Below are 23,439 nucleotides of genomic sequence, written 5' to 3' on the forward strand. Positions count from 1 at the left end.
GAATAGCTTACGTCGTTTTTCTTTTCAGAAATTTCCAACGCAAGTACCCACACAAATTACTTGATACCAGTTTTTTAAAGAGCTTGCAGTTCTTGTCGCCCTGCAAAGAAGCGAGAATTATACAGACCTCACCTTGCCTGTCAACCCCTCAACGCGTTTATTCATCAGTGTTGCGGGGCTTCTGTCGAAACAGAACGGCGCATTCTACAGATTGAATTCACTACGTCAACAGGAAGTTTTTCTTAATTGCTTTTAGGTTACGCTAGCTTTATGAATTGATAAGAAAAATACCAAAAAATTAAATACACTTTAGTACTTCAAAACGCCAGTTTCGGTCATTTTTTCATATGACTGACAGAGAATGCGCTAAATAATTCTTAACGCTTTCTTAAACTTTGTTACTACCCCCCTATATATAGGTAAATAGTTGACGATATGCTGTAGGCGAATACCCATAATTTTTTTTAAACACCCGACTGAAATGCGACATATTGTTAAAACCATAACGCATCGCAATCTGTGTGATAGATAGATGAGTGTAAAAAGTGCTCGCCAGACAATACCTGCACAACTCCAACCTCTGCTCTATCAGATAGTGCATTAAAGAGGTATTTTCTTCATTGAACAGGTTATTAATGTATCGCTTCGACAAGCCTGTAGCCTCTGCAATCTTGGTTGCATTGAGCTCAGGGTCGTTCATCACACTCTTTATATACTGTTTGATACGTATTAACATGATTTGGCGGTGGTTATTTATTGTCAGTTTGTTTTCAGTAACCTGACCTAATGACAAGGTCAACATATCGATTATTGTTTGCGATAAAGACTGAAACTGCAGCTTAGAAAATTGTTCCAGTTGATCAACAGTCGATTGAATAAGATTACTGGTAAGAGATCCAATGCCTTCAGCCGAAGGAATTTGCGTAGCAGTGATTTTGCCAATATTGTTTAGTCGTTGATCCAGCATCCTGCGTGGAATAGAAATTAATATTTTGGAAAAAGCATCTGGTATGGTAATTCTATGTGGCTCAGTAGCGTCATAAATTGTCATATCGCCTGGCTTAAGAAAGACTTCTCCCCCCCTGTTCCAACTTATATTTGCCAGAAGTAAGTACAACGATGAAATAGTTATCCTGGCTTGACTGAGAAGGTTCCTGAGGTAGTCGTTCTATAGTGATCGCATTAGATTGAATGGGTGACAACCGTACACCTTCTTGCCAAGGATAATCCACATATCATGAACAAGACCATATCCTGTGGCGGCGTGATCTCAACGTTGGCATATTCCCGACCTATCACCTCTTTCAGCCACTCCACACGCTGAGCGCTGGGTTGTTGATCTGTGCAGAAACGCTGTCCACCGAGACGACCAAGAGAATCAATACCATCTGCTCCTTGCTCTAATGGAGCACTCAGTGCGAGTGTCATAACTTTTCACCCAAATTTACAAGGATTGCTGCCGTTAGAGTAAAGAATACTCATTTTAAGCTCGGCATACTGTTGTTGTATTTCAGAATAATAACAGGAGAGAGCATGAAACAGGATGATAGTCACGCAGGTAATGTCGTGCTTATAAGAGGAGCATGCTTGTGGATACTGATGGCTTTATTACTGGCTTGGTCACTTGTTGGCATTTATAACCAGATTGGCTTTCTGGAAACTTTATTTCCAGGTAAACCTACTCGAGTATTGCAGGCCCACATCGACTTTTTATTAATGAGTGCATTGATTCTGGGATTTTATGCTGCAAGAATTGGATTGCCTTGGCATGTTCGCTGGGCGATGGTAATCGGAGCATTTACCAACTCCAGCCTTTTTTTGTTTTATGCCATGTTTCCTACGCTGGATCCTCTATCAGACACTTATAGTCCTGTAGGGTTATGGTTCACTGCTTTTAATATCTATCTCTATTCAAGTTTGTTAGTAACCAGCTATGGCTTTGGTAAAGCAGCAGTCATTATATTTCGAACCACGCTTGAGGATAATTCAAGCACGAAAAATTGTAAGCGGTGTGGTCGTCAAGTTATCTAACATTGTGGCGCCGTATTAAAGCTTTTCACAACAGAGAATTAATTGGTGCTGATACGGGCAAACTTGCGCTTGCCTACCTGAAACACACCTTCGATCCCTGCTGCGATTAACAAGGACTTGTCATCAACTTTTTCGCCATCAATTTTGACAGCCCCTTGCTGAATCATTCGCATTGCATCGGAGGTACTACTTGTTAGCCCGGCTTCTTTAAGAACATTAGCTATTGGCATACCTTCAAGTCCGACTGTCAGAGTGACCTCAGCAATATCGTCTGGGATTTCCCCTTTCTTGAATTGGTTCTCAAAATCCTGCCGAGCTTGAGGCCCAGCCAGTTCACCATGGAAACGGGAAACAATTTCTTCTGCAAATAACTTTTTAATTTCAACGGGGTTGCGCCCCTCTGCCACGGATTTTCTTAAATCCGCAATGTCTTCTAAACTTCTGAAGCTGAGCAACTCAATATAACGCCACATCAATTCATCCGAAATGGACATTAATTTACCGAAAATGTCTTTAGGGCTTTCATCGATACCGATATAGTTTCCTAGAGATTTGGACATTTTTTGAACACCGTCCAGCCCAACCAGTAGCGGCATAGTTAGAATACATTGTGGAGACTTGCCATAGGCTTTTTGTAATTCCCTACCCATCAGCAGATTAAACTTCTGATCAGTACCACCCAGTTCAATATCAGCATCCAGTACGACAGAGTCGTAACCCTGTATTAGAGGATATAGGAACTCGTGAATTGCAATAGGTTGACCGCCGGTATAACGCTTATGAAAGTCATCCCGTTCCAACATGCGTGCAACCGTATGGTGAGAAGCCAAGCGGATCATATCAGCAGAAGATAATTCATTCATCCAATGAGAATTGAATACAACTTGTGTACGAGCAGGGTCGAGTATTTTGAACACTTGTTTTTGATAAGTTTCCGCATTCTGTTTCACTTGCTCAGGTGTTAATGGCTGACGTGTCACATTTTTACCCGTTGGATCACCAATCATGCCGGTAAAATCACCAATCAAAAATAGAATCTCGTGTCCCAGATCCTGAAACAGTCTCAACTTATTAAGTAATACTGTATGACCCAAATGCAAGTCAGGTGCCGTTGGATCAAAACCAGCCTTTATACGTAACGGCTTACCCGTTTCCAGCTTATCAATAAGCTCTTTTTCAACCAGAATTTCTTCTGCTCCACGACGGATTTCTGCCAAGGTTTCTTGTACAGTTGTCATCATCGTTCTCCGCACTATAAAAATTGGCGGGCAATATAACACAAGATCTTGCCTTCTAGGGGTTTCAATTCTGAGCGAATGCTGAGAGAATTGAACGAATTTACTATAAACAGGGACTGCCCATGAAGAAACGTAATAGACTTCTGAGCTCATCACAGCAATCAAAATTATTCAAATCTGAAACGCTGTCCCCCCACAAAAATAGACATATTGCCATTCTTTCTCTGTTAGCGCTGACTGGCATTTTTATAACCGGGATAGTACTCGCAACCAGTGAGCCGAGCCCGACGACCAGTCAAACTCAGTCAGTAGCCTTGCCCAATATGCCACCAGTTGATAGCTCAAACACAACATCATCTGAGCAGTCTGCAGTTGCTTTATCATCAGAGTCTCCAACGCGAGGATCTCAAGCCGATATTCAGCCTCTTTCTGAAGTAGAGCCCATCCAGCCAAACGTTTCATTAGATGAATCAACCGAAGTAGAACGTTTACATTTAAATCAGCAACCTGCTCCATCGGCGACAACGGTAACTCCTACTGTTAGTGATGCGCTCTCACCAGAAGAAGTAATAGCACCCTCTCAAAGTTCAGATGAATTAAGCTGGCAAGAAATCGAAGTTAAATCAGGTGACAACCTTTCACTTATCTTCCCAAGAGCCGGATTAGGTGCACGGGATGTTTATGAAGTTGCTCAGACGGCCGGTGAGGAAGCTAAAGCGCTTCTCAATCTCAGACCAGGCCAGATAGTTCGTTTTGGAACAGTCACAGACAGCGAACAAAAATTAGTTCTAAAACAGCTTCAGCTGCAATTAAATCCGATGAAAACTCTGACTTTGACAGCCACTGAAAAAGGTTTCGAAACAGATGTTGTTGAACGTGAGCTGGATAAACAACGTCAGCTGGTTGCAGGTGAAATTCAAAGCTCATTATTTGTAGATGGGCAAAAAGCCGGAATGTCCGATAAGCTCATCATGGAAATGGCTCATATTTTTGGCTGGGATGTGGATTTTGCATTAGATCTGCGTCAGGGAGACAGCTTCAAAGTTATTTATAACGAAAACTTCCTGGACGGCGAAAAAGTTGCTGATGGCGAAATTCTGGCGGCTGAATTTACCAACAGAGGCAAAACCTTTAGAGCGGTTCTGTTTACAGATAAAAATGGAGAGAGTCGCTTCTATACTCCTGATGGCGATAGTATGCGTAAAGCATTTACACGAACTCCTGTTCCAATTTCGCGCATCAGCTCTGGCTTTAATCCAAATCGCAAGCACCCAGTATTACAAACAAACCGACCACACCGTGGTGTTGACTATGCTGCAGCGACAGGAACCCCGATACTCGCCACGGGTGATGGCAAAGTTGACTTTGTTGGAACAAAAGGCGGCTATGGTCGCACAGTTATATTGTCCCATGGTGGACGTTACACTACCCTTTTTGCCCATATGTCACGCTTTAAGAAAGGAATTCGGGCTGGTCAACGTGTCAGACAAGGTGATGTTATTGGGTATATCGGTAGCAGTGGTCTAGCAACAGGTCCACATTTACATTATGAATTCCGAGTCGATGGAATACATAAAAATCCGTTAACTGTAACTCTGCCTAAAGCTGAGCCAATTCCGAGTCAATATCTGGCGGAATTCAAAACACTTGCTCAACCATTACTTGCCAGTTTAGATAATCTGCAAGTTCCAACGTTGGCATTACGCCAAGACTAATAAAACTGAAATGGGCTTATACGTCGGGGTAATGTCTGGCACCAGTCTGGATGCAGTTGATGTCGCGTTAATTAAAACGGCACCGACGGAACAGCCCCGGTTAATTGCCCATCACACAGCGGAATTTTCAGCTGAACTACACACAGCATTAACTAAGCTAATCCGCTCACAGCAGTGCCAGCTTTTACAGTTGGGTGAATTGGATGTTCAACTTGGACATGTTTACGCTGACACCATTAACACACTGTTGAAATCCACTGGTCACGATGCCTCAGCTATTGATGGCATTGGTTGTCATGGTCAAACGATATTTCACTCTCCCGATTCACATTATCCGTTTAGTATGCAAATTGGTAATGGCAATGTTATTGCTGAAAAAACGGGTATTACAACAGTTTGCGATTTTCGGCAACGTGACATGATTAATGGAGGGCAAGGAGCCCCTTTAGTACCCGCCTTTCATGCTGCCATGTTCCGTTCCGATAGCGAAAACCGAGTGATTATTAATATTGGTGGTATCAGCAATATCACTATCCTGAGAGCTAATCAGCAAAGTGCACTTAAAGGCTTTGATACAGGACCAGGTAATACACTTATGGATGCCTGGATTTATAAACATCAACAAAAGTCTTTTGATAACGAAGGGAAATGGGCTGAAAGCGGCCGGGTAAATCAAACTCTACTCTTACAATTAAAGTCTGCAACCTACTTTAAACGCCCCATTCCTAAAAGCACTGGCTGTGAATTATTTAACCTGGACTGGCTAGACAAGCAATTAACAGCCGCTCAATGTCAAAGTATCGATGCTGAAGATGTACAAGCTACATTAATGGACTTCACTGTCGCCACCATCGCTGAAGCTATTCAACAATATGCCAGTGATACTCATAAGATTTATGTTTGCGGTGGAGGCTCAAAAAACAAGGCGTTAATGCAGCGGCTAAGCGCGGAGCTACAACCTATTGCGGTAGATACGACAGCGGCCATTGGTTTAGATCCTCAGTGGGTAGAAGCCGCCGCCTTTGCATGGCTTGCCGAACAAACCCTAAAGCATAAAGCATTGGATTTACGTCAAGTGACGGGGGCTCATCAGCCTAATATATTAGGCGCAGTCTATTGGTCGAGAAAAGCATCATAATCGTCAGCAGACATCAACTCTGCTGCAATTTCATCCATTGGCACATCAGAACGAAATCGCACAATCCAACCATTATTAAACGGTTCTTGGTTAATCAGTTCCGGCGTTTCAACTAATTGCTGATTAATGGCGATAACTTCTCCACTAATAGGAATGATCACATCTGAAGCAGATTTGACCGATTCAATCACGGCGCAGCCTTCACCAGCCGCAAATTGTTGGCCTTCTGCCGGTAACTCAACAAAAACAATGTCCCCCAGACTGTTTTGAGCATGTTCGGTAATACCCAAGGTAAATATCCCATCGCCTTGTTCTTCCAGCCAAACATGAGATTCACTGTAAAAATAATCATCTGAATTATTCATGAATGATACGTCCATAAGTTTGATTCAGTTGTCTTAGATGTTCAGCACACTGTTCTGGCACCATACCCCAATCAAACTGCCATTGCCAATTTCCTTCCATGGTGCCAGGAACATTCATCCGGTGCTCACTCCCTAACTCCAGCAGATCCTGCATTGGAATGACTGCAAGCTCAGAGACAGATTTTAAAGCTACACGAATCAGTAACCAGGGCATCGCTTCATTGCTTGGTCCAATATACTGATGTAAGTGGGATCGGGTTGGTTCATCAAGCTCTTGATACCATCCTAAACTCGTATTGTTATCATGCGTACCGGTATAAGTAATGCTGTCGCGACAATGCTGGTGAGGAAGATAAGGATTATCGGCGTCACCACCAAAAGCAAACTGCAAAATTTTCATCCCCGGCATGGCAAATTGTTCACGCAAAGCCGTAACTTCAGCCGTTATGATTCCAAGATCTTCTGCCACAAGGGGAAGTTCACCAAAAACCGATAGTAGTTTTTTGAATAATGCTTCACCTGGAGCCTTACCCCAGTCACCTTCGATTGCTGTTTGACAGCTGGCTGGAATTTCCCAACAGGCCTCAAAGCCCCTGAAATGATCAATACGGATAAGATCGAATAATTCCAGTTGCGTAGTTAAACGTTTTACCCACCAACTGAAATCTTCTTTTATATGTGCTTGCCAATCATAAAGTGGATTTCCCCACCGTTGACCTGTGGCAGAAAAATAATCGGGTGGAACACCTGTAACTTTGATGGCTTGCCCGGTTTCATCAAGGGTAAATAATTCTGGTGCAGCCCAGACATCTGCGCTGTCATGGGCAACAAATATTGGCATATCACCAAATAACTTTACTTGATGCTGATTGGCATAGGTTTTTAAGTTATTCCATTGCTGGAAAAAGAGAAACTGTTCAAAACGTCTGATACTCAATGAATCAGCCCGTTGTTCACTCAACGTTTTCAATGTGCCGGGGTCACGATCACGATACTCAACCGGCCAGTCATACCAGGGCATCGCATGATTCAGATTACGTATCTCTCGATATAAAATATAATCTTCTAACCAGAACGCTTGTCGTTCACAAAAACTTTTAAAAGCAGCCCAGTCATCCTCACTGGCATTCTCGGTAAATTGTTTATAGGCATTTGCCACAATGGTATATATTTTCTTACCCGCTAAGTCTTCAGTATGTACCCAAGGTTGCGCTTTAATATACTCCACACACAACAATTTATTATTGCCAGCATGTGCAGATAAACACTGATAGGGTGAACCATCATCATGAGTGGGACCCAATGGCAACATCTGCCAAACAGTCACCCCTGCTTGTTTTAAAAAATCCACGAACCGATAGGAATCGGCACCTAAATTTCCACTCGGTAAACTGGTGATGTGCAACAAAACACCGGTACGACGATTATTAAAGATATCAGCTTGTTTCATTAATTAGCCGCCACGACGCATTGTGCCACCCTGCTCGGCATCTCCTCCTCCAAAAGATACAACCTCTGACAAAACTTGAGGTACTTCTTCACCCAGCATCTGGTAAAGATTTGATAAATGCAGTCGAAACAGGCGCTCAAAATCACTGACACTGTCAGCAGCGTTGTAATCACCAAACCACCAAAACCAGTCTGAGCCTTCACAAATAGCAAGTTGTTTATCAATCGCGTGTTGCATTTCATCGTCAATTGCAGCTTCAGCAATTTTTTTGTCATACACTTGTTTTGCTTGACTCAATAAATCCCATGCACGATTTTTATCAATATCACCAATCCAGGTTGAAAAAGTGCCATAAACCCAACTTCCGGCTACCATTTCAGGTAAAAGAGCTGGCTTCACACCTTTATCCAGACACTCACTAAATGTGGTCAGCTCAATGTCAGGATGTTCGGAGAGTTGCCGATACAAGCTTTGCAGGAAATAAAAGCCATTATATGAATAATGCTCCCACGCATTCTCACCATCCAAAATCACTGAAACAACACGATCCGGATCTCCATCGGTGGTTGCCTTGATATTATTCAGGTGATGAATAAAATCACTCACAGCATCTTCAGCGCTCCATTTGGTATAAGTGAAGCCAATCAGATCCGACAGCCCATCATCACGAAAGAAACAGGCGGGGCCTTTACCCTCAAGTTGATAGGGTTTATGAATACTGTTGTCAGGTATTTCACTTTTATTCAAACTATTTCTGAGTACATTCTCACCACTGGCAGTCCAGTCAAACCCATGTTTGGCGATTGACTCAATCGTGGGTTTTGAAACAGCTCCTTCAGAGGGCCAACAGCCTCTTGGCCGAAAACCGAAAAAAGATTCAAAAACAGCCAGTCCTTGCTCCATATGCCAATCAGTACGAGCTTCACCACCAGGATACTCTCGAATATGTGGCAATAATGCATCTGGCATTGCTTCCAGCGTACTATCGATATCCAGTAATAAGGGAACTATAGGGTGAGCATAAGGGGTGACCGATAATTCAACTTTTTTGGCTTCGGCCAATCGTCGGTAACGGGGAATCACGTCACTGAGCAACTCACCAATCACTATCATTAATTGACGTCGGTCATGAAAGTTAAATTGTTGGCCCTTTTTCATTAATGTTTGAATACGGATATCGTTTCGTCGAACAGATTCGCCCATCCATACCAAGTGATACCAAACCAGCATATCGACCAAAAATTGGTCATTTAGATAGGCTAAACGCTGTTTATCTTCCAATATCCAACGTGCCATCTCGGCCAATTTTGCAAAGTAAGGAAACGGCGCAATCAATTTTTCTTCATTTGCTCTCAAACAAGCATTAAGAATGGTTTGACGCTCTTCAACATGTGCTGGCTGAACTGGTGAATCCAGCGCAATTAATAGCGGATCTTTGAGACATCCAGTCCCTTTAAACCGACCTTTGAGCTGTTTATCATAATCATCGATCTGCTCCAATAAGGTGGGAGCAAAGTTGACCACCGCTCTAGCTTCAGGGATTTGTTCCAGATGCCAGGCCATGTCAACATAATCTTTTATTGCATGTAAATAAGTCCACGGAAGCTGATAACTTCCGCCCATTGGTTCACTGTATTGTGGCTGGTGCATATGCCAGCACAATACGACTTTTAATTTATCTGACATAACGGTAATTTTGCCCCAACATTTCAGGTGTCACTAGCACAACACCATTTGGTGAAACTTCAAAGCGTTGTGCATCCAGTACAGGATCCTCACCGATAATCGTACCCTCAGGAACGATACACCCTTTATCGAGCACAACTTTCTTCAGGCGACAATGCCTGCCAACACTTACATCTGGAAGAACTACGCTGTCCTCAACAAGGCTGAAACTATGAACTTCTACATTAGAAAACAGCACCGAATGTCTCACAGTGGAACCCGAAATTATGCAGCCACCGGATACCATTGAGTCTACGGCCATCCCACGGCGATCATCATCATCAAACACAAATTTTGCAGGCGGTAATTGAGCCTGGTGAGTCCAAATGGGCCAGTCTTCATCGTAAAGATTCAGTTCGGGTGTAACACCAATCAACTCCAGATTCGCAGACCAGAACGCATCAATTGTCCCCACATCACGCCAGTAGCCTGGGTCATTGCCTTGTACATCTTTGTAAGGAAAGGCGACAACTTTATATTTTTGGATTAGCGATGGAATAATGTCATGCCCAAAGTCATGACTGGATCTGGAATTATCTGCATCTTTAATCAACTGTTCATACAGAAATCCCGCATTAAAAATATAAATACCCATTGATGCCAAAGCGACTTCGTCTTGGCCAGGTATGGGTGTGGGATTATCGGGTTTTTCATTAAAAGCCACGATCCGATGATTAAGATCGACAGACATCACCCCAAATGCTTTAGCTTGATCCAGTGGCACTTCAATACAACCAATTGTCATATCGGCGTTTTGTGCTACATGTTCAGCCAGCATATCACCATAATCCATTTTATAAATATGATCACCGGCGAGAATGAGAACATATTCAGGACCATGGTTTCGCAGAATATCAATATTTTGGTAAACGGCATCAGCAGTACCGGTATACCAACCCTGCTCAGTACGTTGGGAGGCAGGTAGTAATTCGACAAACTCGCCCAAATCACCACGCATAAAACCCCAGCCCTGTTGAATATGTCGAATCAACGAATGCGCTTTATACTGAGTTAAGATGCCTACTCGACGAATACCCGAATTGACGCAATTGGACAATGGAAAATCAATAATTCTAAACTTTCCTCCAAAAGGCACTGCAGGCTTCGCGCGCCATCCTGTCAGTTGTTTCAACCGAGAACCACGTCCCCCAGCAAGAATCAGTGCCAGAGTATCCCTGGTCAGTCTACTGACAAAACGGGTGCTATTGTTTTTTGGCATATTTAAATCTCCAGCCAGCTATGCAGTGAAATATGTTGTAATGTCTTAAGCGTGCCACATCGTTAAGGTGGTCAGCAATAGAAATATTTATAGGACAGTATATCTATGGTTTTTGAACAAAATTTGACAGACGACCAACTTAAAATCATAGAAGCCAGACATCATGATCCCTTTGCGGTATTGGGACGTCATCTGACAAAAAACGGGGTGTATGTCAGGGCTTTTTTACCTCATACCGAATCTGCTTCGGTAGGTGATAATTTACCTATGCGTCGGGTTCCCGGGACAGACATCTTTGAATGGACGGGGCTTGCTAAAGAGTTAGAAGTACCATACCAGATCCATCGTACCACTTCAGATGGCGAAGTTCAGAGCCATTATGATCCGTATTGTTTTCCACCACAGATTTCAGATTATGATCTGTATTTGTTTGCCGAAGGCAAACACTGGCATGCCTACCGTATTCTTGGTTCACATAAACAAACAGTGAATGGTGTAGACGGGGTCATGTTTGCCACTTGGGCACCTAATGCGCAGCGTGTCAGCGTCGTGGGTACGTTTAATCGTTGGGATGGGCGATGCCATCCCATGCGCTCAAGAGGCAGTACCGGTGTATGGGAATTATTTATTCCCGGTCTTGAAGTTGGTGAGCTCTACAAGTTTGAAATCCGTAATCATCATGATGGCAGTTTACATCTGAAAATGGATCCCTATTGCCAGCAAGCTGAACTGCGGCCAAACACTGCCTCGGTGATCTTTGACAGTCACTACCAATGGCAAGACAGCGACTGGATGTCAAACAGAGAGCAATCAAAATGGTTAAATACACCTCACAGCGTTTATGAGGTCCATCTCGGATCATGGCAAAAACACAGTGATGGTCGTTTCTGTAGCTACCGCGAACTGGCTGATAAACTGGTGCCATATGTCAACAAAATGGGGTTCACCCATATTGAGTTACTGCCGATTACAGAACATCCATTGGATATGTCCTGGGGTTATCAGACAACGGGATACTATGCCGCGACCAGTCGCTTTGGTACACCAGATGATTTTCGTTACCTTGTAGATCAATGTCATCAACACAATATAGGTGTATTACTGGATTGGGTACCAGGACATTTTCCAAAAGACAGTTTCGGACTGGCCCGTTTTGATGGCACAGCACTCTATGAACATGAAGATCCCAGACGTGGAGAACACCAGGACTGGGGTACATTAATATTCAACTATGGCCGTAATGAGGTTCGAAACTTCCTGCTCTCCAGTGCGTTTTTCTGGCTGGAAGAATTCCATATTGATGGTCTGCGGGTAGATGCCGTGGCATCAATGCTTTATCTGGACTACTCACGTAAAGAGGGTCAATGGTTACCGAACATTCATGGTGGGCGTGAGAACCTGGAAGTCATCAGCTTTCTGCAAGAGGTCAATACGATTCTGCATCAGGCGCACCCTGGCTGTATTATCGCTGCCGAAGAATCCACTTCCTATCCGATGGTGTCTCGCCCTGCCGATATGGGCGGACTGGGATTTTCCATGAAATGGAATATGGGCTGGATGCACGACATTCTTGAATATATGAAACAAGATCCCATTCATCGACGCTATCATCATGATCAACTGACATTTGGATTGTTATACGCATTCACCGAAAACTTCGTATTACCCTTCTCGCATGATGAAGTGGTTCATGGTAAGAAATCGATGCGTTATAAAATGCCGGGAGATGAATGGCAGCAATTTGCCAATTTACGTTTGCTCTATACATTTATGTTCAGTTATCCCGGAAAAAAATTATTATTCATGGGATCCGAATTTGGACAAGGCAATGAATGGAATAGTGATCAAGCACTTGACTGGTACTTACTCGAATACCCACAGCATAAAGGGTTGTTACAAATTGTCTCTGATTTAAATAAGGTGTACCGAGAAAACCCTGCACTGCACTTTCATGACTTTGATGCACACGGTTTTGAATGGATCGACTGTAATGACCGTGAGCATTCCGTGCTGAGTTATATGCGTCGTGGTCAGGACTCGATTGCCATCGCAGTTTTCAATTTCACGCCTGTAGTACGCAACAATTACAGAATCGGCGTTCCAGAAGCAGGTGAATATGAGGTCATCATCAACTCAGATTCTGAGTATTATGCCGGTAGTAATTACCCTGTAAGTCCAGTTATCAGTAGTGAAGCCACTGCCTGGTCCGATAGACCCTACTCAATCGTGGTGAATTTGCCACCGTTAGCGGGACTGATAATACGCAAAAAACATTAAAAAATGGCGGCTCGCGTTTACGGGCCGCCATTATTGAAACTTATTGACGCAACTTGCGAATCATTTTGATGAGTTCTGTTGTAGAACTGTCGTGTACTGAAATATCTGCATTACCTTGTAAATCCGGCAATATCGCTTTGGCTAATTGCTTACCAAGCTCAACACCCCATTGATCAAATGAGTTGATATTCCAGATAACACCCTGGACGAATACTTTGTGTTCGTATAAGGCAACTAACTGGCCTAACATTTCAGGCGTCAGTTTAGGGAACAGCAGTACATTACTTGGACGATTTCCTGGGAACACTTTATGCGGCAATAACGCATCCAGTGCTTTGCCTTCATAGCCTTCTTTTATCAGTTCTTCGCGAACTTCCTCTGCGCTTTTGCCTTTCATCAAGGCTTCCGATTGCGCCAAACCATTAGCCAACAGAATAGATTGATGATCACATTCTGGATAATGACTGTTAACCGGCAATACAAAATCAACAGGTATTAATTGCGTACCCTGATGGATCAACTGGAAATAAGCATGTTGACCATTGGTGCCCGGAGTGCCCCAGATGACGGGTCCGGTTTTATAACTGATTCTTGCACCCTGACGATTAATAAACTTACCGTTACTTTCCATATCCAGTTGCTGCATATGGTTGGGAAAGCGAGCTAGTGAATGGTCATAAGGCACAATGGCATGAGTTTGTGCATTAAAGAAATTAATATACCAGATACCTAGCATACCCATGATAACCGGAATATTTTCGGCTAACGGTGTACTGCGGAAATGGTTATCCATTTCATGCCCGCCCTCAAGCAGCCGGATAAAATTGTCCATACCGACATAAAGGGCTATTGGTAAACCGATCGCGCTCCACAGTGAATAGCGTCCACCAACCCAGTCCCATATCTCAAACATATTGGCCGTGTCGATACCGAATTTTGCCACTTCTTTGGCATTGGTCGAGACAGCAACAAAATGCTTCGCAACATCAGCCTGAGTAGCTACCTTTAAAAACCAGTTACGAGCAGATTGAGCGTTGGTAATGGTTTCCTGAGTAGTAAACGTTTTTGAAGCCACAATAAATAATGTGGTCTCAGGATTGAGTTTTTCCAAGGTGGTGCTGAGATCCGTGCCATCTACATTCGAAACAAAATGCGCCTCAATGCCATCAATGCCGTAAGGCTCAAGTGCATCACAAATCATCGCTGGGCCAAGGTCTGAACCACCAATTCCTATATTGACAATATCGGTGATTTTTTTACCACTAAAACCTACCCATTTACCGCTATGTACCTGCTCACAAAAAGCCGCCATTTTTTCCAGCACAGCATTTACTTGAGGCATTACATCCTGGCCATCTACCATCACAGGTGTATTTGCACGGTTACGTAAAGCAGTATGTAAAACGGCTCGCCCTTCGGTGTGATTAATCTGTTCTCCGGTAAACATGCGTTCAATCCAGGATTGCATATCCACCGCTTCGGCCAACGCAATCAGTTTATCAACCGTTTCTTGCGTAATGCGATTTTTGGAATAATCAAGTAATAAGTCACCCGAGCGAAGCGAAAACCGTTCAAACCGTCCCGAATCAAGGACGAATTGCTCGCGCATCGACAGGTATTTGATATCAGAATAATGTCTATCTAGTGATTGCCATTCGGCGATATTTAGTGGCGTCATATTTCTACTTATTTTTGTGAACGATTATCAAGATTTGGAGTTGAGAGAAAATTGGCAAGCTCTGACCAAGCTAATGTCTGTTGCTCGCCCGTGGCCATGGTTTTGACACCAATGATTTGTTGCGCCATTTCCTCTTCCCCCAAAATTAAGGTCCAACGCGCTCCACTACGATCAGCCCGCTTGAATTGGCTTTTAAAGCTACCACCACCACAGTGGGTAATCAAGCTGAGCGTTGGCAGCTGATCTCTCAGGCTTTCAGCTAATAATAAAGAATGTGCAGCAGCCGCTTCGCCAACAGCAACCAGATAAACATCCGGTCCTTGATTTTCAGGCAATGCATCCCCTGCTTCCAGTAATGAAATCAGTCGTTCCAGGCCAATGGCAAAACCAATTGCAGTAGAAGCTTTACCGCCCAGCTGATCTATCAAACCATCATAGCGACCACCGGCACATACCGTACCTTGTGCACCCAACTGATCGGTCACCCATTCAAAAACAGTTTTACCGTAGTAATCCAGCCCGCGTACTAAACGTGGGTTGATATCAAAGTCAATATCAGCAGCTCGTAAGATTTGACATAATTGGTCAAAATGTTCAGCTGATTCTGCATCCAGATAATCAATCAATTTAGGAGCAGCTTCATTGAGTGATTGCATATCGGGATTTTTACTGTCCAGTATGCGTAGCGGATTACTTAACAGGCGCCGCTGGCTATCCTCATCCAATAATTCATGGTGAGCCTGATAATACTCAACCAGAGTTTTCCGGTAATTCAGTCTGGCTTGTGTACTGCCCAGTGAATTAATCTGCAGCGAAATATTTTTTAATCCCAGCTTCTTCCATAAACGCGCGCTAAGCAGGATCATTTCCGCATCAATATCCGGACCACTGAAACCATAAGCTTCCACTCCTAACTGGTGAAACTGACGGTAACGTCCTTTTTGCGGACGTTCATGGCGAAACATTGGCCCCATATACCAAAGCCGTTGTTGCTGATTGAACAAACCATGTTCCATCGCCGCCCTTACACATCCAGCAGTACCTTCAGGCCGCAAAGTCAGGCTGTCACCATTGCGATCATCAAAGGTATACATTTCCTTTTCAACGATATCGGTTACTTCACCAATTGAACGTTTGAACAGTTCAGTCTTTTCCAGAATGGGTAAACGAATTTCCTGATAACCATAGCTATCAAGAATCTGTTTGAGGCTGGTTTCTACGGCCTGCCAGTACGGCGTCACTTCCGGAAGAATGTCGTTCATTCCCCGGACAGAACGGATTATCTCTGCCACCTTTAGCTTATGTCCTTTATCGGAATTACTTTTTCGGGTTGTTCACTACGCAGGGCGATCCGCTGGCGAATTTCTTTTTCCAGCTGATCAACCAGGTCTGCATTGTCTAATTTGTGATGTGGTTTGCCATCGCGATATAACAGATTGGGTGAACCACCCGTTAGCCCGATAGCGGCCTCTTTAGCTTCACCAGGCCCATTGACAACGCATCCAATCACCGCCACATCCATGGGTTCGATAATGTCTTCTAGCCTTGCCTCAAGTGCGTTCACGGTCGAAATAACATCAAACTCTTGTCTTGAACAGGAAGGACAAGCAATCAGATTGATCCCTTTACTGCGAATTCGCAGGCTTTTTAAAATATCAAAACCAACACGTATCTCTTCAATCGGATCAGCTGCTAATGACACGCGAATGGTGTCGCCTATGCCTTCAGCAAGCAACATTCCTAAGCCAATTGCTGATTTAACGGCACCACTTCGGAGACTTCCAGCTTCAGTGATGCCCAGATGTAAAGGCTGCTCAATTTGATCAGCTAATTGACGATAAGCATGAACCGTCATGAAAACATCGGAGGCTTTTAAGCTCACCTTAAAATCAGGAAAGTTCAGACGATCCAGGATATCGATATGTCTTAACGCGGATTCAACTAGCGCTTCCGGAGTCGGCTCACCGTATTTTTTCTGTAATTCTTTTTCCAAAGAACCCGCATTAACACCAATTCGGATGGGAATGCCAAAGTCGCGTGCTTTATCAACAACCGCCCGAACTCTATCTTCACGACCTATATTACCTGGGTTTATCCGTAAACAATCCACGCCCAGTTCAGCGACCCGCAGTGCTATTTTGTAGTCAAAGTGAATATCTGCAATCAATGGAATATCCACCAATTTACGAATGGCACCAAAAGCTTCTGCTGCATCCATAGTCGGAATGGATACACGTACTAAATCTGCCCCGACTTTCTGTAGCCGTTGAATCTGGTCAACGGTTGCAGCAACGTCTGTGGTTTCAGTATTAGTCATGCTCTGGACAGCAATAGGTGCATCACCACCGATCGGCACATTACCGACCATGATTTGACGAGATTTGCGGCGTTTGATTGGAGATGGAGTATGCATTATGAATCTGCTCCTAAAGTAAAGCGAGCCACATTCCCTCGAGTGTATTCAGAGATATCAATAATCCTGCCTTCAAATCTGACTGAAGCTGCGTTAGCTTGTCCCAATGAAACCTGTAGCGGTGCAGCCCCCGTCAACTCAACCGTATTGCCCGCTCTGACGACACGGTTGATTAAAACTTGCTGATTAGCATCACGCACTTCAACCCAGCAATCTGCATTAATCCCAATAATCAAGTTGCTTTGACTTGCTTCCGCGATAACAGGTTCAACTTCTTCCGTAGCCTGAGTCTCGGTTTCCACAGGTGCAGACTCGTCTATAAGTGACTCAGACGCTTCAGGTTGTGCTGGTTCAACAGACGGTGCTCGCTCATCAGAACTCTGGGTTGGCTCGTTATTAGATTCGGTAATTGGAATGGAATAAGTATCGCTCTCCGTTTCCGGATTTTCTGCAGGTTCAATCAAGGGCTGGTTTGGCACTTCTTCTATCGGCTCAACCTGCGTCGCCTGCCATTGTTGATAAGCTAACCAGGCTAATACAGCAACACTCACCAGCAATATCAGTGGCAACCAAGGCAAACCCGATTTTGCTGGTTTAAGCTGTTGTATGGGTGCGACTGAAGGGCTGCGATGATCGGTTTCAGTAAATTCGATATTAAAGCCTGCTAGCATTTCATCTTGCGGCAGCCCCAAAAACTTTGCATAGCTTAAAAAATAACCACGAGCGTAAGTTCGACCATGCAGCCGATCCCAGTTTTGCTCTTCAAGATGCACAATGGCATCTCGTGTCACTCTCAACTGAGCTGCTGCATCGGTAATTGAGATCTTTTTGGCTTCCCGAGCATCACGCAGCCGTTTTCCAACATCGACTGATGATGAAACTACACTCGGTTCTTCTGTATGACTCTCAGTCATAAATTTTAAATACCTTCATTGACCATACGCATTTCGTCAGAATCCGGGAACCGGGCTCGCATAATTAATTTGTAACTTGATACCGCGTCTTCATTCCCCAGTTTTTGCTCTGTTTTAATAGCAGTCAATAAAGCCTGAGGTGTCCACGGTGAAACACTATTGAAACGTTGTACGTAAGCACGAGCCTGCATGTAATTTTTTTGCTCATAGCTTAAATCTGCCATGCCCATCAAAGATTTACTTAAATTAGGGTTGATCTGTAAAGCCCGCCTAAAATAGGACTCAGCCTTTACCAAATCAGGGATTTCTCGACTGCACAGCCCCGCATTTTCATATGCCATAGCCGCACTTTGATATAACGGATTTTCAATCGCTTTTAAAAACCGCTTTTCAGCTTGCTCATATTCACCTTGTTGGCACAGAAAAACACCGTAGTTATTCTGTGCTTCAGAATAATCGGGAGCTCTGTTAACGGCTTCTTTGAAATGTTTTTCAGCTTTTTCCGTTTCGCCCAGCCGCTGATAAAGCAATGCAATAGTATTATGCGCGCTGGGTAAATTAGGGTTTTGTTTTAAAGCTTTATCGAGCTTCTCCATGGCAATTTCATAATCACCACGCTGTAAATAACTCAGCCCCAACTGCATATTAAGCTCTGCTGCTTTAGCATCGGGGGCGATATGTTCTCGCGGCCCAGAGGCACATGCAGTCAATAAAACAATAGCGGATACTAATAAGCCCGATCTCAAATAGCAAATCATCTGATGAAAACCACCTCTCGCTCGGATAATTTCTGAGTGCGACGGGTTTTATCTTGAACCTCGCCGGCTAACTGCCCACAGGCAGCAACAATATCATCCCCACGGGTTTTGCGTACAGTCGCTACTAAACCGGCAGCAATTAGTTGCTCTTTAAATCGATTGATCACATTCCGTGAGGAACACTGATAATTGGTGCCAGGAAACGGATTAAACGGAATAAGATTAATTTTGTTCGGTATGCCTTTTAGAATACGAATTAAATCTCTCGCATCCTGTTCTGAATCATTGATCCCCGCCAACATGACATATTCAACTGTGATATGGCGACGTAACTGCTCACCTGTAACGTAACGCTTACAGGCAGCCAAAAGTTCAGCAATTGGATATTTATCGTTTAGCGGAATAATCTCACTACGCAATTTATCGTTGGCAGCATGTAATGAAATAGCCAGGCTCACATGACAGTCTTCTTTTAAACGATCGATCATCGGCACCACACCCGAGGTGCTCAATGTCAAACGTCGCCATGAAATACCGTAAGCCAGATCATCACGCATCAGGTTCATTGCGCTAATCACGTTATTATAATTGGTGAGTGGCTCTCCCATCCCCATCATGACCACATTGGTCACGACCCGGTTACCTTTGGGGTCTTTACCCAATGCTTCATTGGCAATCCACAACTGAGCAATAATTTCTGCCGCACTGAGATTACGATTGAAACCTTGTTGACCGGTTGAACAAAAAGTACAGGTCAGAGCGCAACCAACTTGAGATGACACACATAAAGTGCCCCGCCCATTTTCCGGGATGAACACCGTTTCGATGGCGTTATCCCCATCCATTTTGATGATCCACTTACGGGTACCATCTGTTGATATATGTTCGTGTAATAATTCAGGTACGCGTATTTCGGCAATTTGACTGAGTTTTTCACGCAACGATTTGCTCAAATTACTCATCAAAGCAAAATCAGTAACGCGATACTGATGAATCCATTGCAGAAGTTGGCGCGCACGAAAGGGCTTCTCATCAATTTCAATGAAAAACCCTTCCAGACCTTTTAGATCCAGACCAAGCAAATTGGTCAATGCGGTAGCCATTAATTAACGATTAACGTGTGCGAGCGCACAATTGATCTTCAGTAAAGAAATAGGCGATTTCACGTGCTGCACTTTCTGCTGAATCTGAACCGTGTACTGCGTTTTCATCAATACTTTGCGCAAAATCAGCACGAATGGTACCCGGCGCCGCATCGGCAGGATTGGTAGCGCCCATAAGGTCGCGGTGGGTCATAACAGCATTATCACCTTCCAGAACCTGAATCATTACGGGGCCAGATGTCATAAAGCTGACCAAGTCGCCAAAAAACGGACGTGCTTTGTGTTCTGCATAAAAGCCTTCTGCTTGCTGTTGTGTAAGGTGCACCATACGGGCAGCAACAACAGACAGACCAGCTTTCTCGAAACGTGAATAAATTTCACCGATAACATTTTTTGCTACTGCGTCGGGTTTGATAATTGACAGAGTACGTTCAGTCGCCATGTGTATCCTCATTGATTGATTGGATTAAATCGACATATTCTAGCATCTAAAGGACTCTGTGATAGTAGCGTTCGCCGAGTTTTTATTAAGTCGCCAATTTTGCTTTGGATTTGATGACAAAACCATTACCATCAGCAGACTAATTTTGATAATACTCACATGCAAATTCGATGATGAATACTCCATTTAAACGTATCGGTCTGTTTATTCGCAAAGACGATCCAGTGTTGGAATCGGCTGTCATTCAAGTCAGTGAGTTTCTGCAATCGAGAGCTTTGCAGGTGTTCTGTAATGAACCGATGAGTTTTTTACCTGCCGTTGAAGTCATTTCCATAGGGGATTTCCCCACCACATGTGATTTAACTATTGCGATTGGTGGCGATGGAACCATGCTATCTGCCTCCAGAGCTTTGGCGGGAAGTGCCTTGCCTGTAGTAGGTGTGAATGTTGGCAGGTTAGGATTTCTAGCAGACGTTACCTTGAATAATCTCCATACGCAATTGAGTCGGATTCTAGAAGGCCATTATCGTCATGACTGCCGTTTCTTATTAGAGGCACACCTGAAAAAAGGCGAACAACCGATCAGTATCGCAATGAATGACATTGTTATACACTCACACCAAAGTTTGCATATGATCGAATTCGAAACCCATATCAATGGCCGCTTTTTGAACAGTCAACGTGCGGATGGACTTGTTATAGCGACACCTACCGGTTCAACCGCTTATGCCATGTCTGCAGGAGGCCCCATTCTGGATGTAGATTTGGATGCTTTGGTATTAGCTTCAGTTTGTCCGCATACACTAAGCAACCGTCCTCTGGTTATTGCAGCAAGCAGCGTTATTGATATCACTTTAAGTGAAAAAAACATCACCACAGCCATGGTTACGCCGGATGGCCGACCAGGACATTTGCTTGAACCAGGTGACAGTATCCGTATCCAACGACATCCTCACCGAATTGATTTATTGCATCTTGAAGATCATGATCATTATTCAATTTTACGTGCCAAACTGGAATGGGGCCGAAAACTGACATGCTAACCGCTTTAACTGTTCGCCAACTGGCAGTCGTCGAAGACCTATCACTCACATTCAAATCCGGCATGACATCACTCACTGGGGAGACGGGTGCCGGTAAATCCATATTGGTTGATGCACTGGGTTTAGTGCTGGGCGACCGTGCAGATTCAAATATGGTGCGACATGGTAGTGAACGAGCAGAAATAGAAGCCAGCTTCGATATCAGCCATAACCTTCAATTACAACAGTGGCTTAGAGAACAGGAACTCGACGATGATGATCAGTGCCATTTGCGTCGAACTATCAGCCGGGATGGCCGTTCAAAAGCCTATATTAATGCCCGCCAGGTGCCATTAACGCAACTGCGTAATATTAGCGAATTGAGTATAGATATCCATGGACAACATGAGCATCAATCATTGTTGCGTACCGATACTCAACGCGAGTTGCTGGATATCGTAGCCAATAATAAAGTGCTGCTTAAAGCATTAAAACAAGCCTACTCAGAATGGCAGCAAACCCAGCAACAACTCGATGCTTTACAACAGCAGTCTGAGCAGCAAATGGCTCGTCAGGAGTTGTTAAATTACCAAATCAGTGAATTAGAGCCTTTAGCGTTAACTGACAGCAGTATTCAGGATCTTCTGCAGGAACAACAACAACTGGCTCATGCTGCGCAATTACTTCACACCAGTGAGTCGACGTTGCATCATTTGTTCGATCAGGATCAGGGCGCGGCCTATCACCTCATCGGCACCGCGTTAGCAGAGCTGGAAAAATTACAACAGTATGAACCGCGTTTTGCAGAAATTATCGAAACGCTTAATAGTGCGGCCATCAATCTGGATGAAACAGCAACTTCGCTTCGCCATTATCTGGACAGTGCAGATCTGGATCCGGCACGGTTGGAAGCCGTTGAGTCACAACTCTCCATTTTGCATGATCTGTCACGCAAGCATCATGTAGAAATCGAAGCCTTACCCGCTCATTATCGGGAGTTATGTGATGAACTAAACAGCTTATCGCAATCACAGCAAAATCAAACAGAACTGGCACAGCAACTCAAAAGCCAAGAGAAACGCTGTCTGGAGCTTTGTGCTGAAATTCGGACCAACAGACAACAACACGCAAAACCATTAGCTGAAACCATTACAAAATCAATCCAACAGCTGGCAATCCCTGCTGGACGAATCGAGTTTGTTATTCGAGCTTTTGAAGAAGGTAAATTCAGTGAACATGGTGCAGATCACATTCAATTATTGGTCAGCACCAATCCCGGCCAACCGGCGGGTGAATTAGCCAAAATAGCTTCAGGTGGTGAACTTGCCAGGATTAGTCTCGCCATTCAGGTAGTGACTGCTGGCAAACGCAGTGTACCAACCTTAATTTTTGATGAAGTTGATGTGGGTATAGGCGGTGGTGTAGCGGAAATTGTCGGACAACATTTGAAATTACTGGCTACTACACAGCAAGTAATCTGTATTACCCACCTACCTCAGGTTGCTGCTCAAGCACACCAGCAACTACAGGTCACCAAAATTTTAGGTAAGGATAAAACCCACACTGAAATCAGTGAGCTTAATCGGGAGCAACGAATTGAGGAGATCGCACGTATGCTAGGCGGCATGAACCTGACCCAGAAAACTCGTTCACATGCTGAAGAGATGCTGGATCAGGGACAAAAAGCTGATTAACGTTCTTTTTTACAGTCTTCGCGATTACAAATACCATAGATGTAAAGACTATGATCAGTCATTTCAAAACCATTTGCTTTCGCAATGGCTTTTTGACGTTCTTCGATGACTTCATCATAAAACTCAATGATGCGATTACATTTCACGCAGAATAAATGATCATGATGTTCACCATCTTCCAGTTCAAATACTGCATGTCCGCCATCGATATTTAACCTGGAAACCAGTCCCGCACCTTCAAATTGCGTCAGCACTCG

General features: G+C 43.9%; 21 protein-coding genes. 6 read left to right on the forward strand and 15 right to left on the reverse strand.

Going from position 1 to position 23,439, the window contains the following annotated elements:
* Positions 1-409: 409 nt before the first annotated feature.
* Positions 410-1,051 (reverse strand): AraC family transcriptional regulator, encoded by a 642-nt coding sequence (locus LGT40_RS02995; protein WP_247363632.1) that lies wholly within the window; start codon positions 1,049-1,051, stop codon positions 410-412.
* A 131-nt stretch (positions 1,052-1,182) separates the two neighbouring features.
* Positions 1,183-1,428 carry a hypothetical protein gene (locus tag LGT40_RS03000; RefSeq protein ID WP_226072577.1) on the reverse strand — a complete coding sequence of 82 codons (246 nt, stop codon included), beginning with the start codon at positions 1,426-1,428 and terminating at the stop codon, positions 1,183-1,185.
* Between the two features lie 105 nt (positions 1,429-1,533).
* Here LGT40_RS03000 and LGT40_RS03005 point away from each other — a divergent pair, with 105 nt between their 5' ends.
* Entirely contained in the window at positions 1,534-2,031 is a 498-nt protein-coding gene (locus LGT40_RS03005) for a hypothetical protein (protein WP_226072578.1), read from the forward strand.
* 38 nt (positions 2,032-2,069) lie between these two features.
* Here the strand turns inward: LGT40_RS03005 and tyrS are convergent, their stop codons facing one another.
* Entirely contained in the window at positions 2,070-3,269 is a 1,200-nt protein-coding gene (gene tyrS, locus LGT40_RS03010; protein WP_226072861.1) for a tyrosine--tRNA ligase, read from the reverse strand.
* A gap of 122 nt (positions 3,270-3,391) precedes the next feature.
* On the opposite strand from tyrS, the gene LGT40_RS03015 reads away from it, so the two are divergent.
* Complete coding sequence (locus LGT40_RS03015; protein WP_226072579.1) at positions 3,392-4,984, forward strand: peptidoglycan DD-metalloendopeptidase family protein; 1,593 nt, start codon at positions 3,392-3,394, stop codon at positions 4,982-4,984.
* 10 nt (positions 4,985-4,994) lie between these two features.
* On the forward strand, positions 4,995-6,122 hold the full coding sequence (locus LGT40_RS03020; protein ID WP_226072581.1) for an anhydro-N-acetylmuramic acid kinase: 1,128 nt from the start codon (positions 4,995-4,997) through the stop codon (positions 6,120-6,122).
* Here LGT40_RS03020 and gcvH read toward each other — a convergent pair.
* Genes gcvH through glgC form a run of 4 tightly spaced genes read right to left on the reverse strand, consistent with a single transcriptional unit; the run spans position 6,098 to position 10,881 of the window.
* Positions 6,098-6,487, reverse strand: coding sequence for a glycine cleavage system protein GcvH (gene gcvH / locus LGT40_RS03025; RefSeq protein ID WP_226072583.1), 390 nt, complete (start codon positions 6,485-6,487; stop codon positions 6,098-6,100). The genes LGT40_RS03020 and gcvH overlap by 25 nt on opposite strands.
* A complete protein-coding gene (malQ, locus tag LGT40_RS03030; protein WP_226072585.1) occupies positions 6,480-7,937 on the reverse strand; it encodes a 4-alpha-glucanotransferase in 1,458 nt (485 codons plus the stop codon). Before malQ ends, gcvH begins: the two co-directional genes overlap by 8 nt.
* 3 nt (positions 7,938-7,940) lie before the next feature.
* Positions 7,941-9,623 (reverse strand): glycoside hydrolase family 57 protein, encoded by a 1,683-nt coding sequence (locus LGT40_RS03035; protein WP_226072587.1) that lies wholly within the window; start codon positions 9,621-9,623, stop codon positions 7,941-7,943.
* Entirely contained in the window at positions 9,613-10,881 is a 1,269-nt protein-coding gene (gene glgC / locus LGT40_RS03040) for a glucose-1-phosphate adenylyltransferase (protein ID WP_226072589.1), read from the reverse strand. Before glgC ends, LGT40_RS03035 begins: the two co-directional genes overlap by 11 nt.
* A 105-nt stretch (positions 10,882-10,986) precedes the next feature.
* On the opposite strand from glgC, the gene glgB reads away from it, so the two are divergent.
* Positions 10,987-13,158 (forward strand): 1,4-alpha-glucan branching protein GlgB, encoded by a 2,172-nt coding sequence (gene glgB / locus LGT40_RS03045; RefSeq protein ID WP_226072599.1) that lies wholly within the window; start codon positions 10,987-10,989, stop codon positions 13,156-13,158.
* Between the two features lie 40 nt (positions 13,159-13,198).
* Here glgB and pgi read toward each other — a convergent pair whose 3' ends face one another.
* The 7 genes from pgi to ndk are packed head-to-tail and all read right to left on the reverse strand — an operon-like array spanning position 13,199 to position 20,466.
* The gene (pgi, locus tag LGT40_RS03050; RefSeq protein ID WP_226072601.1) at positions 13,199-14,836 is read right to left on the reverse strand and encodes a glucose-6-phosphate isomerase; all 1,638 of its coding nucleotides are present in this window, start codon (positions 14,834-14,836) and stop codon (positions 13,199-13,201) included.
* An 8-nt stretch (positions 14,837-14,844) separates the two neighbouring features.
* Positions 14,845-16,128, reverse strand: coding sequence for a histidine--tRNA ligase (hisS, locus tag LGT40_RS03055; protein ID WP_226072603.1), 1,284 nt, complete (start codon positions 16,126-16,128; stop codon positions 14,845-14,847).
* Positions 16,129-16,130: 2 nt separating this feature from the next.
* Positions 16,131-17,249 carry a flavodoxin-dependent (E)-4-hydroxy-3-methylbut-2-enyl-diphosphate synthase gene (gene ispG, locus LGT40_RS03060; RefSeq protein WP_226072605.1) on the reverse strand — a complete coding sequence of 373 codons (1,119 nt, stop codon included), beginning with the start codon at positions 17,247-17,249 and terminating at the stop codon, positions 16,131-16,133.
* Positions 17,249-18,163, reverse strand: a complete 915-nt coding sequence (locus tag LGT40_RS03065; RefSeq protein WP_226072614.1) for a RodZ domain-containing protein — start codon at positions 18,161-18,163, stop codon at positions 17,249-17,251. Before LGT40_RS03065 ends, ispG begins: the two co-directional genes overlap by 1 nt.
* A 5-nt stretch (positions 18,164-18,168) precedes the next feature.
* Positions 18,169-18,921, reverse strand: coding sequence for a type IV pilus biogenesis/stability protein PilW (gene pilW / locus LGT40_RS03070; RefSeq protein ID WP_226072616.1), 753 nt, complete (start codon positions 18,919-18,921; stop codon positions 18,169-18,171).
* A complete protein-coding gene (gene rlmN / locus LGT40_RS03075) occupies positions 18,918-20,024 on the reverse strand; it encodes a dual-specificity RNA methyltransferase RlmN (RefSeq protein WP_226072626.1) in 1,107 nt (368 codons plus the stop codon). Before rlmN ends, pilW begins: the two co-directional genes overlap by 4 nt.
* A 10-nt stretch (positions 20,025-20,034) precedes the next feature.
* A complete protein-coding gene (ndk, locus tag LGT40_RS03080) occupies positions 20,035-20,466 on the reverse strand; it encodes a nucleoside-diphosphate kinase (RefSeq protein WP_226072628.1) in 432 nt (143 codons plus the stop codon).
* A gap of 170 nt (positions 20,467-20,636) precedes the next feature.
* Here ndk and LGT40_RS03085 point away from each other — a divergent pair, with 170 nt between their 5' ends.
* The gene (locus tag LGT40_RS03085; RefSeq protein WP_226072630.1) at positions 20,637-21,509 is read left to right on the forward strand and encodes an NAD(+) kinase; all 873 of its coding nucleotides are present in this window, start codon (positions 20,637-20,639) and stop codon (positions 21,507-21,509) included.
* Positions 21,503-23,182 (forward strand): DNA repair protein RecN, encoded by a 1,680-nt coding sequence (gene recN / locus LGT40_RS03090; protein WP_226072632.1) that lies wholly within the window; start codon positions 21,503-21,505, stop codon positions 23,180-23,182. The genes LGT40_RS03085 and recN overlap by 7 nt, the downstream gene beginning before the upstream one ends.
* On the opposite strand, the gene LGT40_RS03095 is transcribed toward recN, so the two are convergent.
* Positions 23,179-23,439: transcriptional repressor (locus LGT40_RS03095; RefSeq protein ID WP_226343156.1), on the reverse strand; the 261-nt coding region annotated here is incomplete at its 5' end. The two genes, recN and LGT40_RS03095, sit on opposite strands and share 4 nt — an antisense overlap.

The organism is Methylophaga pinxianii, from assembly GCF_020447225.1.
GTDB lineage: Bacteria > Pseudomonadota > Gammaproteobacteria > Nitrosococcales > Methylophagaceae > Methylophaga > Methylophaga pinxianii.

What these genes read in the sequence shown, in the direction of transcription:
- glgC (WP_226072589.1), bottom strand. Translation starts at nt 10,881, where the DNA reads ATGCCAAAAAACAATAGCACCCGTTTTGTCAGTAGACTGACCAGGGAT.
- tyrS (WP_226072861.1), bottom strand. Translation starts at nt 3,269, where the DNA reads ATGACAACTGTACAAGAAACCTTGGCAGAAATCCGTCGTGGAGCAGAA.
- LGT40_RS03000 (WP_226072577.1), bottom strand. Translation starts at nt 1,428, where the DNA reads ATGACACTCGCACTGAGTGCTCCATTAGAGCAAGGAGCAGATGGTATT.
- recN (WP_226072632.1), top strand. Translation starts at nt 21,503, where the DNA reads ATGCTAACCGCTTTAACTGTTCGCCAACTGGCAGTCGTCGAAGACCTA.
- ispG (WP_226072605.1), bottom strand. Translation starts at nt 17,249, where the DNA reads ATGCATACTCCATCTCCAATCAAACGCCGCAAATCTCGTCAAATCATG.
- ndk (WP_226072628.1), bottom strand. Translation starts at nt 20,466, where the DNA reads ATGGCGACTGAACGTACTCTGTCAATTATCAAACCCGACGCAGTAGCA.
- rlmN (WP_226072626.1), bottom strand. Translation starts at nt 20,024, where the DNA reads ATGGCTACCGCATTGACCAATTTGCTTGGTCTGGATCTAAAAGGTCTG.
- LGT40_RS03005 (WP_226072578.1), top strand. Translation starts at nt 1,534, where the DNA reads ATGAAACAGGATGATAGTCACGCAGGTAATGTCGTGCTTATAAGAGGA.
- LGT40_RS02995 (WP_247363632.1), bottom strand. Translation starts at nt 1,051, where the DNA reads ATGACAATTTATGACGCTACTGAGCCACATAGAATTACCATACCAGAT.
- LGT40_RS03065 (WP_226072614.1), bottom strand. Translation starts at nt 18,163, where the DNA reads ATGACTGAGAGTCATACAGAAGAACCGAGTGTAGTTTCATCATCAGTC.
- pgi (WP_226072601.1), bottom strand. Translation starts at nt 14,836, where the DNA reads ATGACGCCACTAAATATCGCCGAATGGCAATCACTAGATAGACATTAT.
- glgB (WP_226072599.1), top strand. Translation starts at nt 10,987, where the DNA reads ATGGTTTTTGAACAAAATTTGACAGACGACCAACTTAAAATCATAGAA.
- malQ (WP_226072585.1), bottom strand. Translation starts at nt 7,937, where the DNA reads ATGAAACAAGCTGATATCTTTAATAATCGTCGTACCGGTGTTTTGTTG.
- pilW (WP_226072616.1), bottom strand. Translation starts at nt 18,921, where the DNA reads ATGATTTGCTATTTGAGATCGGGCTTATTAGTATCCGCTATTGTTTTA.
- LGT40_RS03020 (WP_226072581.1), top strand. Translation starts at nt 4,995, where the DNA reads ATGGGCTTATACGTCGGGGTAATGTCTGGCACCAGTCTGGATGCAGTT.
- gcvH (WP_226072583.1), bottom strand. Translation starts at nt 6,487, where the DNA reads ATGAATAATTCAGATGATTATTTTTACAGTGAATCTCATGTTTGGCTG.
- LGT40_RS03085 (WP_226072630.1), top strand. Translation starts at nt 20,637, where the DNA reads ATGATGAATACTCCATTTAAACGTATCGGTCTGTTTATTCGCAAAGAC.
- LGT40_RS03015 (WP_226072579.1), top strand. Translation starts at nt 3,392, where the DNA reads ATGAAGAAACGTAATAGACTTCTGAGCTCATCACAGCAATCAAAATTA.
- LGT40_RS03035 (WP_226072587.1), bottom strand. Translation starts at nt 9,623, where the DNA reads ATGTCAGATAAATTAAAAGTCGTATTGTGCTGGCATATGCACCAGCCA.